This window comes from Tenuifilum sp. 4138str (assembly GCF_041102575.1).
Lineage (GTDB): Bacteria > Bacteroidota > Bacteroidia > Bacteroidales > Tenuifilaceae > Tenuifilum > Tenuifilum osseticum.
In genome coordinates, this window is the sequence record NZ_JBGCUE010000012.1 from 97428 (window position 1) to 110588 (window position 13161).

General features: G+C 39.1%; 12 protein-coding genes. 11 read left to right on the top strand and 1 reads right to left on the bottom strand.

Going from position 1 to position 13161, the window contains the following annotated elements:
* The first annotated feature begins 7 nt into the window (after window positions 1-7).
* The 6 genes from AB6811_RS11410 (at window position 8) to AB6811_RS11435 (ending at window position 5424) form a co-directional block, all read left to right on the top strand.
* Complete coding sequence (locus AB6811_RS11410) at window positions 8-1165, top strand: tyrosine-type recombinase/integrase (protein ID WP_369490592.1); 1158 nt, start codon at window positions 8-10, stop codon at window positions 1163-1165.
* 21 nt (window positions 1166-1186) lie between these two features.
* Window positions 1187-2107 carry a hypothetical protein gene (locus AB6811_RS11415; RefSeq protein ID WP_369490593.1) on the top strand — a complete coding sequence of 307 codons (921 nt, stop codon included), beginning with the start codon at window positions 1187-1189 and terminating at the stop codon, window positions 2105-2107.
* Window positions 2108-2208: 101 nt separating this feature from the next.
* Entirely contained in the window at window positions 2209-2544 is a 336-nt protein-coding gene (locus AB6811_RS11420; protein WP_369490594.1) for a helix-turn-helix domain-containing protein, read from the top strand.
* Window positions 2537-2842, top strand: coding sequence for a hypothetical protein (locus tag AB6811_RS11425; RefSeq protein ID WP_369490595.1), 306 nt, complete (start codon window positions 2537-2539; stop codon window positions 2840-2842). Before AB6811_RS11420 ends, AB6811_RS11425 begins: the two co-directional genes overlap by 8 nt.
* Complete coding sequence (locus AB6811_RS11430; RefSeq protein ID WP_369490596.1) at window positions 2839-3915, top strand: AAA family ATPase; 1077 nt, start codon at window positions 2839-2841, stop codon at window positions 3913-3915. Before AB6811_RS11425 ends, AB6811_RS11430 begins: the two co-directional genes overlap by 4 nt.
* A gap of 87 nt (window positions 3916-4002) precedes the next feature.
* Window positions 4003-5424 carry a DUF6965 family protein gene (locus AB6811_RS11435; RefSeq protein ID WP_369490597.1) on the top strand — a complete coding sequence of 474 codons (1422 nt, stop codon included), beginning with the start codon at window positions 4003-4005 and terminating at the stop codon, window positions 5422-5424.
* Between the two features lie 200 nt (window positions 5425-5624).
* Here AB6811_RS11435 and AB6811_RS11440 read toward each other — a convergent pair whose 3' ends face one another.
* Window positions 5625-6488, bottom strand: coding sequence for an endonuclease/exonuclease/phosphatase family protein (locus tag AB6811_RS11440; protein WP_369490598.1), 864 nt, complete (start codon window positions 6486-6488; stop codon window positions 5625-5627).
* Between the two features lie 120 nt (window positions 6489-6608).
* Between AB6811_RS11440 and AB6811_RS11445 the strand changes: the two genes are divergently transcribed.
* The 5 genes from AB6811_RS11445 (at window position 6609) to AB6811_RS11465 (ending at window position 13161) form a co-directional block, all read left to right on the top strand.
* Window positions 6609-8006 (top strand): FAD binding domain-containing protein, encoded by a 1398-nt coding sequence (locus AB6811_RS11445; protein WP_369490599.1) that lies wholly within the window; start codon window positions 6609-6611, stop codon window positions 8004-8006.
* An 11-nt stretch (window positions 8007-8017) separates the two neighbouring features.
* Window positions 8018-10273: a xanthine dehydrogenase molybdopterin binding subunit gene (locus tag AB6811_RS11450; protein ID WP_369490600.1), complete on the top strand. Its 2256-nt coding sequence runs from the start codon at window positions 8018-8020 to the stop codon at window positions 10271-10273.
* Between the two features lie 298 nt (window positions 10274-10571).
* Window positions 10572-11096 carry a PH domain-containing protein gene (locus AB6811_RS11455; RefSeq protein ID WP_369490601.1) on the top strand — a complete coding sequence of 175 codons (525 nt, stop codon included), beginning with the start codon at window positions 10572-10574 and terminating at the stop codon, window positions 11094-11096.
* Window positions 11097-11283: 187 nt separating this feature from the next.
* On the top strand, window positions 11284-12348 hold the full coding sequence (locus AB6811_RS11460; protein ID WP_369490602.1) for a linear amide C-N hydrolase: 1065 nt from the start codon (window positions 11284-11286) through the stop codon (window positions 12346-12348).
* A 159-nt stretch (window positions 12349-12507) separates the two neighbouring features.
* A complete protein-coding gene (locus tag AB6811_RS11465; RefSeq protein ID WP_369490603.1) occupies window positions 12508-13161 on the top strand; it encodes a hypothetical protein in 654 nt (217 codons plus the stop codon).

The window sequence follows — 13161 nt, forward strand, 5'->3', positions numbered from 1 at the left end:
AAGGACAATGTTAACAAAAGTTAAACTCAGAAAAAGGAAAATTAGTGCCGGACGTTTAAGCCTTTACCTTGACTTTTACCCGCCAATACCACACCCTAAAACAGGCACGCCCACAAGAAGGGAATTTTTAGGGCTTTACATTTTTGAGAAACCCAAAACACCGTTTGACAAACAGCATAATTCGGAAACCCTGAAAATAGCGGAAAGCATACGCCAAAAGCGGGAAAACTTTTTGAATAAACCTGAAATTTACTGCGAATTCGAAAGGGAGCAGTTACATAAAAAAGAATTAGGCGAACAAAACTTTATAGAGTACTTCAGAAAATTAGCCAATAAGCGAAAAGCAAGTAATTACGATAACTGGATTTCAGCACTCAACTATATTGAAGCATTTACCAACGGTATGTTGAGGTTTGCAGACCTTAACGAAAAGTTTTTAGAGGACTTTAAAGAATTCCTACTTACAACGAAAAGTAAGAAAAGCGAAAAAACGACGCTTTCACAAAATTCAGCCGTTTCGTATTTCAATAAAGTAAAAGCAGCATTAAAACAAGCCTATAAAGACGGCATATTGCAAACCGACCTAAACGCCAAAATAAGCCCAATTAAACCAACCGAAACAAATAGGGAATACTTAACCCTTGACGAGTTAAATAGACTTGCAAAAACGCCCTGTAGTAACGATTTATTGAAACGTGCTGCACTGTTTTCAGCCCTTACAGGGTTGAGGTTTTCAGACATTCAAAAAATGGTTTGGGGCGAACTTGAATACATTGAAGGACAAGGCTATTACCTAAATTTTAGGCAAAAGAAAACCAAAAACGTTGAGGTTTTACCTATTTCAGAACAAGCGTACGGGATTACAAAGGGCAAGAAAAACCCAAATGATATGCCACAAGACAAGCCAGTATTTGATGGGCTTAAATATTCTGCTTACTATAACAAACACCTTTCTCAATGGATCGATGCAGCCGGAATAACTAAAAACATAACTTTTCATTGTTTCCGGCACACATTCGCAACGCTTCAACTCTTTAATGGAACCGATATTTACACGGTTTCCAAAATGTTAGGACACAAAGACCTAAAAACGACACAGGTATACGCAAAGATTGTGGACGAGGCAAAACGCAAAGCAGCCAATAAAATTAAGTTAGATATGTAAACGCTTAAATCATAATGGACTATGGACTATTTAGAAATCATACTGCGTGGTTATTTCAATGAATACGACTGTGAAGCCTTAGACAAGTACTTTTTTAGGGAATATAAGAAAGCTGAGAAAGAGCAATTTTATGAAGCCGAACAATTTTTTACGGGTTGCATGAACGCATTAAAAAAACTTGAACAGGGTATAAGCGAAAAGTTATACCGACGGAAAAATGAACTCTACCTGATGCTAAATGCAGCCGAAAATGGATTTCTAACTTACACCGATTTGGAAGGCAAAACGGTTGAGCAGAAGCGCAGGGAAACGATAGAGTATTGTACAAAAGAACTTGAGTACATTGAAAAGGAAGGGAAAAATATAACGCCGATAGAGTTCGGCTATAAAGGTATGTTTTACCGGATTAACAAACAAGGTTTAGATGTAATAGCAACAGCAATTAGCAAGGCGTTTCAGGAAACTCAACCAAAAAATGAAGCGTTGCAACCTCAACCGATTGCTAAACAAAAACCAGAACCGAACAGAAAATCGATAATATTCAAAAACAACGAAACGATAAAAAAAATACATTCTGAACTTAAGGGTTATTTCACAAACAAGGAAAAGGAATTATTAAAAGTCTTACAAGGCGAACAGTTAAGCGAAATGCTTTTATTCCCTCATAACCAAAACAAATTTGTTGAGGTTTTTAGGCGACTCAAATACAACGGATTTTTGTTGAATAACGATACTGAAATAAGGGATTGGATTTGTAAAACATTTATGTTTATTAAAAAAGGATATTCAGAACCCCAACCGTTTAAAGAAAATACTGTTTGGGATATTCTTAACAAGGGCAAAGGCGAACCGGGCAAAAAGGAACGAATTTGTATTTCTGAATGGTTACCTTACAAATCCCCCTCACAATTGGAAAAGGAAACTGAAAACGAAAAAATATAAAAAAACTATACCCCAAATATACCCCATAGCATAAATGGGTATTGATTGGGGTATTTTTCGCATTATTTATTTGCAGCAGTAACAATAAAAACTGTTGCAAAATGAACAATCCATTTGAAACTATCGAGGAAAGGTTGAGCGTTATCGAAAAATTACTGCTTGACCTTAAACGCAATCCCAAAACGATTGAAACCCCAGAGCAACCCGAAAGGCTTTTGACTGTTTATGAAGCAGCCGAATTCCTAAGCCTTACGGTGCCGACTATTTACAGCAAGGTAAGCAAAGGCGAATTGCCGGTAATGAAAAGGGGCAAGCGTTTGTATTTTTCAGCAAATGAACTTACTGAGTACTTAAAGGCAGGGCGTAAAAAGTCAAATTCTGAAATTGAAAAGGAAGCCGAAGCATACCTAAAAAAGAAAGGGGGGCGCCATGAATAACTCACAGAACCTCCCAAAACACAAAGGACAATACAAAAGTAATGGATTACGCCCACAAATCAAAATTGTTTTTCAGGCGTTTTACAACCAACCCAAAACTATGTTGATGGTTGCGGTTGAAACAGGTATTTTACGGGCTAATATTTGCCGTTACGTTGCGGAACTGCAAAAGCAAAATCGCATTAGCATAGTACGCAAAGGGTTTTGTCCAATATCAAAACATAGAGCAGGGTTTTACACTACAAACCCCGAGCTGTTCTCAACCATTGTTGAACCCTCAAATACTGTTAAGCCATGAAACTTGCACCTGTATTTGACGACCTCAACAACCCATTAGAACAACCAAAAGTTTGGCTTAATCATTTTGACGTACTGGAGCAAAAACGCAAAGAAACATTACAGAACAAAGGGCTTTTTAAAATGATGACAGCCAACGAATGGTTGGAGTTTGCAAAAACAAGTCCAATACCAGAAATGCTATTTGACAAATTTTGGCACGAAGGCGAAATATGTATTTTATTTTCAGATAGCAATTTAGGAAAATCAATTTTAGCCGTTCAAATTGCCGATAGTATAAGCAGGGGGCAACAAATACCCGGCTTTAAAATGGAAGCTCCAGCGCAAAAAGTATTGTATTTTGATTTTGAACTTTCACCCAAACAATTTGAAGTAAGATATTCCGTAAAAAATGAAGCTCTAAAGGTTTTTGAAAACCATTATCAATTTGACAAAAGTAATTTTTTAAGAGTTGAAATAAACCCGGAAGCCGAACCGCCAACGGAAACCACCTTTGAAAATTATCTTAATCAATCATTAGAGCAAAGCATTGTTGAAACAGGGGCGAAAATCTTAATCATTGATAATATTACATACCTCAAAAATGAAACGGAACGTTCAAAAGATGCTTTACCCTTAATGAAATATTTGAAGGCGTTAAAAAGCAAATACGGACTTTCAATTTTAGCACTTGCACACACACCTAAACGTGATTTAAGCCGACCAATAACCCAAAATGATTTAGGCGGTAGTAAAATGCTTTACAATTTTGTTGACAGTTGTTTCGCAATAGGGCAAAGCAATACCGATAAAAATTTGAGATACATAAAGCAGATTAAAGCCCGAAATACGGAAATGATTTACGATACTGAAAACGTAATTGTTTGTCAAATTAACAAGCCGTACAATTTCCTTGCGTTTGAGTTTTTGGGATTTGGTGCAGAGCGGGAACACCTTAAACAAGTAACAGAAAAAGAACGCGAAAGCATTATTGAACAAGTAAAGGAATTGAGTAAAAAAGGATGTTCACAAAGGCAAATTTCAACTGAATTGGGTATTTCATTAGGAGCAGTAAATAAGTATTTGAAAATGTAAAATTTTTCACACCGTTCACACCGTTCACACCGTTCACGCGTGAACACCGTGAACACCGTGAACACCGTGAACGCAAAGTAAAGAAAAATGAATACAGAACACCGATATACATTAGAAAAAGGCAGTAAAAAGCACTATTGCCCCAATTGTAATAAAAAGACGTTTGTCCGGTACATAGATAGAAAAACAGGCGACTATTTACCCGAAAAGTATGGACGTTGCGACCGTGAAAGTAAATGTTCATATCACCTCAACCCCTATTTAGATGGATATGCAAAAATGATTTGGGAGCAAGAACAAAAAGTTACTGGAGTTACTAAAGTTACTGTTCAAAAACAAAATATTTTTCACACTCAACCCATACCCCAGCCCATTCCTGAACCTGTGTTTTTTGACTTTGAAACCTTTAAACAAACATTGCAACCCGAACGCTACGAAAAAAACACGTTTATTCAGAACCTGTTTTATAAGGTGCAATTTCCCTTTGATGTTGAAGACGTTACAAAAGTTATACAGTTATACCGGTTGGGTACGGTTGCAAGCGGTTACAGGGCAGGGGCAATTACTTTTCCTTTCATTGATATTAAAGGCAATGTAAGAGCCGTTCAGGTAAAGCAATTTGATGAACAGAACCACACCACAGGCACTGACTTTTTACACTCAATAATCGAAAGGCATTACGCCCGGAGCAATAAGCCCTTGCCTGAATGGTTAAAAGCATACACGAAACAGGATAAAATTATTACTTGTCTATTTGGCGAACACCTTTTAAGCAAATACCACAGCAACCCGGTTGCATTGGTTGAAGCCCCGAAAACAGCCGTTTACGGTACGTTATATTTTGGTTTACCTGAAACGCCCGAAAGTCTTGTTTGGTTGGCAGTTTACAACAAAAGCAGTTTCTCATTTGACAAGCTGAAAGTATTACAAGGGCGTTTTGTGTATGTTTTCCCCGACCTATCAAATGACGGTAGCACCTTTAAAGAATGGGAAACCAAAGCCAAAGAATACGAAAGCCGTTTACACGGAACCCGTTTTATTTTTTCGAACTTACTGGAGCAGTTGGTACAAGACCAAGAAAAAGCAAAGGGCTACGATATTGCTGATTACCTAATAAAACTGGACTGGCGACAATTCAGAAAATATAAAGACCATAAGCAAGAAACACCCCCAAAGGACGAACTCAACAAACCAAATCTGGACAATTTGGACACAATAAAAGGAAATAGTATTCAAACGCAATTCCAAACGCGAACTGAACCATACAAGCAAATGGTTAATAAATCGAAAAGTTGGAGCGTTGAAATAAATGAACTTGAAGACTACTTTTCAAAAATTGAATTACCGAAGACACCTATAAAACTTAACGAATTTACAACAATTTTAAACTGTGAACTTTTCATTGAAAGCCACATAAATACTATTAAAAAGCACAAAGGGAACAATACGTTCCTACCATATTTAGAGCGATTAAAGCAATTTAAACAACTATTACTTTCGGCAAATTAGAACCAGCCCTAAAGTCAATTTTTCCAGAATACCCAAAAGGCGCTTTGAACGCAAAAACATTTTGTTAAACATTTAAACCCGATGTTTATACATTTACAATTTTAGCAAGGGTTTCAACCAAGTTTTGTACCTTATTTGTACCGCATAATATTTAATATGTTGATATACAAGTATAATTACTTTTTGTATAGGAAAGTAATCTACCTTACCCGCATTTCCACAAAAACGGGCAAATGATCCGATGGAAACCTCTGCCTAAAGGCATCGTCGATATGGGCATGCCTTAAAATGTCAATTTTATTGCTATCAACAAAGCAATAGTCAATCCTATCGGTAAGCGGGCTGCTATAATCGAACCCGTTCCAGGTACCCACTGGGCCGTAGTGCCCAATTGGTGACAAATCGTAAGTATCGGCAAAGTTTGATGTAACTGGAACTAATGAGCTATCAGTAGGAATCATATTGAAATCGCCGGTTATGACTACCGGCAAACCATCGGCAATTGCTGTAATCCGGTTTACCAGCAGTCTGGCTGAATTTCTGCGTGCTTCCTTTCCCAAGTGGTCAAAGTGGGTGTTGAACAGAGCAAAGGTTTTTCCGCTTAACCTATCCTTAAAAATTGCCCAAGTGCAAACCCTTTTACAGGCAGCATCCCAACCAAGCGAAGGGGTATCGGGGGTTTCCGATAACCAAAACGTTTTACTGAATAGCAGTTCGAACCTCTGGGTTCTGTAGATGATTGCCGAGTATTCACCTAGCGTATCGCCATCATCGCGGCCCACTCCAACAAAACCATAACCGTTGAGCATCCCCGTTATATCAAGCAGCTGATGATGCAGCGCTTCCTGTACGTTCAGAATATCGATGTTGTAAAACTTAACCATTTGAGCAACATGTTCCTTACGGTATGGCCATGCATTCAGCCCATCGGCGGGGTTATCGAACCTTATGTTAAAACTCATCACCCTAAAGCTATCGTTTTTGTTCGAATTGCAACCAACAGTAAAAAGTAGTGCAATAAACAAAACAGCAATACTGATATTGCTAAGTCTAAAATTTATCATGGTTTCCAGAATTTTTCAATTAAATTCCCTAAAAATACATCAATTTTATTCCATTTTTACTAAAAAACTTGATTTTTTAAATGGTTGATTTGTATATTGTGAAGCATATTAATAACATCCATGATAAGTTTTATACTTAACGACAAGCCTGTAAACACCTCATGTAACCCGGGAATGAGTTTACTGGATTTTATCCGTTACGAGTCAAACCTACCCGGGACAAAAATTGGGTGCAGGGAGGGCGATTGCGGTGCCTGCACAGTACTTATAGGCGAACTTACAAACGATACAGTTGAATACCGAAGCGTTACATCGTGTTTGTACCCATTAATCAACGCTCACGGTAAGCATGTTGTAACCATTGAGGGTATCAACTTAAGCAATACGCTTAGTCCGGTTCAGCAGGCAATGGCCGATAATGCCGCAACCCAGTGCGGATTTTGCACTCCCGGATTTGTTATGTCGTTCACCGCATTTTGCATGAACCACGAAGTTCCTACTACTGAGCGTGCCATTGAGGCAGTGGCCGGAAACATATGCAGGTGTACCGGATACAAATCCATAGAGCGGGCTGCAGCCGATATTGCAAGGGTAATGCAGGAAAAGAGCATATCGAACCCCGTTGGTTGGCTTGTTGGCAAAGGCTTTCTACCCAACTACTTTCTGGAAGTTCCAGGTAAACTTAAGCAAATTAAGGCTTTGGATGATGAAAGCAGTAGCACCTCACAGCTGATAGCCGGAGGAACCGACCTTATGGTTCAACGCCCCGAGAGTATCTACGAACAAAAAGTAAAATCGACCTTGGATGGATATCTCCCCAAGGAAATTACATTAAACGATTGCACCTGCACCGTTGGCGGTGCAACCCGTGTGAGTGAACTGATTGCTTCAGCAGAGCTGATGGAGCGTTTCCCTCATCTTAAGGAGTACCTGATGCTGGTTTCGTCGGAGCCCATCAGGAACATGGCTACCATTGCGGGAAACATAGTGAACGCCTCGCCAATAGGTGATTTAAGTGTAATGCTATTGGCATTAAATGCTCAAATAACCTCGCTTTCCGATGGCAAAACGCGCCAGCAACCGTTAACCCAGCTCTTTAAAGGGTACAAGCAACTGAACCTGAATGCTGGCGAGGTAATTCAGTACATCACCTTTGAGCTGCCAAAGAGCACTGCTCAATTCAGCTTTGAAAAGGTAAGCAAACGAAAATACCTTGATATTGCAAGCGTAAACAGTGCAATGCTTATTGAAGTCGAGAACGGGAAGGTAAAAAAGTGCCGGATATCGGCAGGTGGGGTTGCCCCAATCCCTTTATATCTGCACCAAACATCAAACTATCTTACTGGCAAGGAAATCAATTCACAATCTGTAACCCAAGCAATAACAATTATGCACGATGAGATATCGCCCATTAGCGATATCCGGGGAACCGCAGAGTATAAGAAGTTGCTGTTAAAACAGCTTTTCCTGGCACACCTGCAAAAGTTTTTAGGGAAACAGTTTGAGCAGATTTATTAAGGCTAACAGTGATGAAAAACATCGATACCATAGGTCATGTAACGGGAAAATCGGTTTACCTCGACGATATCCCAACCATTTCGGGTACATTGCATGCAGCAGTTGTAGGCTCAGCCATTGCGCACGGTAAAATTTTAAAGGTTGATACCACGGAGGCACTAAGGCTGGATGGCGTGGTAAAGGTCATCACCTGCACCGATATTCCGGGCGAAAACCAGATAGGAGGAATAGTTGAGGACGAAACCCTGCTTGCCGAGGGCGAAGTTCACTACCAGGGTCAACCCATAGCTGTGGTTATTGCAAAAACCGAGCGCGACGCCCACAAAGCAGCCAAAATGGTTCGGATTGATTACCAGGAACTGGAACCGGTAACCGACCCACGCATTGCAAAGGAAAAGGGGTTACTGCTCATACCACCCCGAACCTTCAGCATGGGTAACCCCAATGAGGTTTGGAGCCAATGTAAATACATTGTGGAGGATAGCATTGAGTTGGGCGGACAGGAACACCTGTACATTGAAACCCAAGGGGCTTACGCCTACCCCGTTGAAGGTGGCTATATTAAGGTTCACTCATCGACCCAGGGGCCTACAGCCGTTCAAAAAACGGTTGCTCGTGTTCTAGGATTACCCATGAACCTTATTGAGGTTGATGTGGTTAGGCTTGGCGGCGGTTTTGGGGGCAAGGAGGATCAGGCTTCAGGATTTGCAGCCATGGCTGCACTTGCTGCCCATATCACCGGTAAACCGGTAAAACTCGTTCTACCCCGTCACGACGATATGCGAATGACCGGCAAACGTCACCCCTACAGCGGCGATTTTAGGATTGGGCTAACCGCTGACCTCAAGATATTGGCCTTTGAAACAACCCTGTACCAAAACGGCGGTGCCGCAGCCGACCTCTCGCCAGCCATCATGGAGCGAACGCTCTTCCACTCCACTGGTTCTTACTATATCCCTAACACGCGAGTAACCGTGTATAGCTGCAAAACAAACCTTCCGCCCAACACAGCCTTTCGGGGTTTTGGTGGGCCCCAGGGTATGTTTGTAATTGAAAGCGCCATTGCTAAAGCAGCCGAAACCATTGGCGTAAGCGCAATTGAAATCCAACAGGCAAACCTGCTAAAAGAGAACGATGAATTCCAGTACGGGCAAAAGGCCGAAAACGTAAACGCCCGTAAATGCTTTGCCCTTGCATCGGAAAAGTTTGACCTTGAGAATCTCCGTCAATCCATTGAGAATTACAACCAAAATAACAAGTACAGCAAAAGGGGCCTGGCTGTTATGCCGCTCTGCTTTGGCATATCGTTTACCAACACAGCAATGAACCAGGCCCGCGCCCTTGTTCATATTTACCAGGATGGCAGCGTTTCAGTAAGCACTGGAGCCATTGAAATGGGGCAAGGTGTGAACACCAAAATGGCGCAGGTAGCATCCATTCTGCTGGGGATTGATATTAGCCGGGTAAAGATTCATTCTACCAATACCACAAGGGTTGCAAACACCTCACCAACGGCTGCCAGTAGCGGTGCCGACCTGAACGGCAATGCTCTACGAATAGCCATTGCTGCCCTAAAAAAACGGTTGCTTAAGGTAGCCGCTGAGCTACTGGAATGTAGCGATGATGAGCTAACCATTGAAAACGAAACGGTTATCCGTAACGGTGCACCCACAGCTCTGAAATGGAACGAGCTGGTTAAAAAGGCGCACCTGAAAAGGGTTGCGCTAACTGAGAACGGTCACTATGCCACTCCGGTTATCTACTTTGATAAAACCAAGGAGAAAGGACACCCCTTTGCCTACCATGTTTATGGGACAGGGGTTGTTACAATAACGTTGGACTGCATCAGGGGAACCTATACCATTGATGATGTTTACATTGTACACGACTTTGGCAATAGCATAAACCCGCTGATTGACCTTGGACAGGTTGAGGGTGCTGTAGTGCAAGGGATAGGATGGCTAACCCTTGAGGAGTTAGCCTTTGACTCCAAGGGCCGATTGCTTTCCAATAGCCTATCCACCTACAAGGTACCCGATATTCACTTTGCACCCAAAAGCATACAGTGCATCCCGCTTCCCACCAACGGCCCGGAATTGGCAGTACTACGTTCAAAAGCCATTGGCGAACCGCCATTTATGTACGGCATAGCAGCCTACTTCGCCATTCACAATGCCATTAAGGCCTTTAACCCAAGCTATAGCATAAAGCTCACTGCACCCCTAACCCCTGAAAGGGTTTTGATGCATCTGTACCAGGGGAGGTAGGGTTTGGTGTTTAGTGTTTAGTGTTTAGTGTTTAGTGTTTAGTGTTTGGTTAATTTAACTGGTGTAAAACTATTTAATCAGCGTAATCTGCGTTCTATTAAGTTCACTATCAATCATCAACGAACAACTTTTTAGGTAAAATAGTAAGCAAAAAGTTAAAAGACCGTTTGATAATTTGTAATAAATTTTTTATACTTGTTCTAGCAATAAAACGCTATTTTATAGCGCCTATACACCCAAAAATGGAAATAAGGCGCAACATTGTGGCGCATATAAACTAGTTAGCAATAATTGGAAGATGATCGATAAACAATTTAAATACAGACGACCCAAAGACACTTGGTTCTATCAACTTGCGTTTATCGCTTTGATTGGACTTTTTGGATACATTGTAATTCAAGAAATAGCCGGATTGATTACAAAATATAGCCATCTGAAACTATTAATTTTCTTATCATTTGTTTCTATTATTTCAATTATCATTTATATTCTCTATCAGATTTTAAGAATGCGTTATGAATATGACGCGATTGACAGAAACAAAGAAATCGAAATTGACATCGCAGAAAGAAAACTTTTTATCAAAAAAGACTCCATTGAAACCACAATAAGCAATGAAAGTATAGACTCAGTTGAAATTTATGAATCAAAGATTGCGACATATCCTTTGAGTTCCTTTGAATTCATTAAAATAAAAACAAAGTCAGGAGAGAATATTGCGATTACAAATCTTACAATTCCGTTAATTGAAAACGAATTGAATCCTGTTCTGAAAGGAATAAAAATAAAACGAGAGAAAAGAATTATTAATAGACTAAAATAAGACCAACTATTGCTAACACGCGGTAAATTGCAGCTGGGTTGACTTGCCGAAAAGTAAACTTTTCGTACCTTAGTTTCAATTTGTCGGGGGATAAAGACGCAGGCGTCTTCATCCCAGCCGACAAATTTACCGCGGAAACGTTGTGTGCTATTAAAGAAAACGACAGACTAACTTAAAACATTCTTATATGAAATTTAAAGTAATTTTTACAACTATAATTTTTTTGCTTATCAATTATTCTGGATATGCATGTACAACTTTTGTACTAAAGGATAAGCATGGTAATGTGTCTTTTGGTAAAAATTTTGATTTTCCCATTGGGCAAGGACATATTCACATTAATTATAAAAATATGAAGAAATCAGCGTTTATTAGACCACCTGAAAAAGCATTTTCATGGGTATCTAAATATGGAAGTATTACTTTTAATCAAGCTGGTAAAGAATTCCCATATGGCGGAATCAATGAAAAAGGATTAGTAATAGAACAAATGTGGCTTCAAGAAGCAAAATATCCATCTGCCGATAACCGGTATGGATTAAGCGAATTACAGTGGATTCAATATCACCTAGACAATTCAGCTACGGTTAATGAAGTTATTGTTAGCGACTCATTAATACGGATATCTTATATGGCAACATCATATATACACTTTTTAGTTTCGGATAGTTCCGGTAATTCTGCAACTATCGAATATATTGATGGAAAAATGATTGTGCATCAAGGATCGGATTTACCATATTCTGTACTATCAAATTGTATATACCAAAATTCACTCAGCTATAAATCAAGTGTAGAAAGAAATGATTCTATTCAATATAATGATTGGACAAAAAATTCATCTGGCAGATTTGTAAAAGTTACCGAATTTATTGACAATTATAACGGAACAAGCAATTTAGTGGATTATTCGTTTAATATACTTGAAAATGTATCGCAACCAAATACCCAATGGACTATTGTTTATGATATTAGTAATTTAAAAATTCATTATAAATCGTTGCTTAACTCAACAATTCAAATAATAGATTTAAAAGAAATTGATTTTGCATGCAAAAACCAACAGCTGTACATACCTATCGCTGATAATTTGGTTAATTATGACAGTTTTAAAGAACTGACCTTTGAATCTAATTTGGAAATAATTGAATTTGTAATAAACGGCGTTGAGTTCTTAAAAAATAATGTACCAAAAGAATTTAGATTAGCATCAGCAAAATATTTTGAATCTGTAAAGTGTAGCGAACAATAACAGCCCACAACAACGTGTACCTGCAATAGCGGTTACAATGGTAAATCAAAGGTCTGTGCTTTTAATAAACATAGAGATAAACGGACAGGAAAGTGCTTCAAAACCGCTACTGCACTTACACATCATCCGTTACACAAAATAATTTGAAAGGAGAAAATCATGAAAAAATCGTTCAAACTTTTAACAATTATCTGCTTATTGGTTGCTGTTTCATACTCGAACGGGCAAAAATGCGATAATCAGTCAGTTGCAAAATCTTTTGACGTTAATGTGGTTGTCTTTAAAACAGAGAAACCGCTTGTACAAAATCAAAAAAAGTATTTTAAGATCAAGTGTGGATATGTCAAATATTCCATGCTTACTGCAGGCCAGGAATTAATCAGGGAATGGTGGTTCGATGATTATGGAAACAAACAATACGAAGAAAGCTACATGATTATTGGTGGTGAAAAGTCAGGCGACAAGACTTTGATAATTGATGGTTTTCAGTACAAGTGGCAGTTCGATGCAACAAACGGAACAAAAATGAAATACTACCAGGCTAAAACAGACTATGACAATATTACGGAAAGAGAAATTCAACGTTATGGAATTAAAAAGCATGGATTTGAAGAATATCTTGGTAAAAACTGTCTGAAAGTATCAACCGAAAAACCAAAATCAATTTCCTGGGTTTGGGAAAACATTGTTTTAAAATCAGAAACTGAAATTGCAGGACAAAAAGTAATGATGAAAGCTACAGAAATAAATGAAAATCAACCTGCAGCTTCATTATTTAAACTTCCTTCAGGTATTTCTTTTGAGATGCAGTAG

Excerpts from the sequence above, each read along its gene's own strand:
- AB6811_RS11410 (WP_369490592.1), top strand. The coding sequence starts at position 8 with ATGTTAACAAAAGTTAAACTCAGAAAAAGGAAAATTAGTGCCGGACGT.
- AB6811_RS11415 (WP_369490593.1), top strand. The coding sequence starts at position 1,187 with ATGGACTATTTAGAAATCATACTGCGTGGTTATTTCAATGAATACGAC.
- AB6811_RS11420 (WP_369490594.1), top strand. The coding sequence starts at position 2,209 with ATGAACAATCCATTTGAAACTATCGAGGAAAGGTTGAGCGTTATCGAA.
- AB6811_RS11425 (WP_369490595.1), top strand. The coding sequence starts at position 2,537 with ATGAATAACTCACAGAACCTCCCAAAACACAAAGGACAATACAAAAGT.
- AB6811_RS11430 (WP_369490596.1), top strand. The coding sequence starts at position 2,839 with ATGAAACTTGCACCTGTATTTGACGACCTCAACAACCCATTAGAACAA.
- AB6811_RS11435 (WP_369490597.1), top strand. The coding sequence starts at position 4,003 with ATGAATACAGAACACCGATATACATTAGAAAAAGGCAGTAAAAAGCAC.
- AB6811_RS11440 (WP_369490598.1), bottom strand. The coding sequence starts at position 6,488 with ATGATAAATTTTAGACTTAGCAATATCAGTATTGCTGTTTTGTTTATT.
- AB6811_RS11445 (WP_369490599.1), top strand. The coding sequence starts at position 6,609 with ATGATAAGTTTTATACTTAACGACAAGCCTGTAAACACCTCATGTAAC.
- AB6811_RS11450 (WP_369490600.1), top strand. The coding sequence starts at position 8,018 with ATGAAAAACATCGATACCATAGGTCATGTAACGGGAAAATCGGTTTAC.
- AB6811_RS11455 (WP_369490601.1), top strand. The coding sequence starts at position 10,572 with ATGATCGATAAACAATTTAAATACAGACGACCCAAAGACACTTGGTTC.
- AB6811_RS11460 (WP_369490602.1), top strand. The coding sequence starts at position 11,284 with ATGAAATTTAAAGTAATTTTTACAACTATAATTTTTTTGCTTATCAAT.
- AB6811_RS11465 (WP_369490603.1), top strand. The coding sequence starts at position 12,508 with ATGAAAAAATCGTTCAAACTTTTAACAATTATCTGCTTATTGGTTGCT.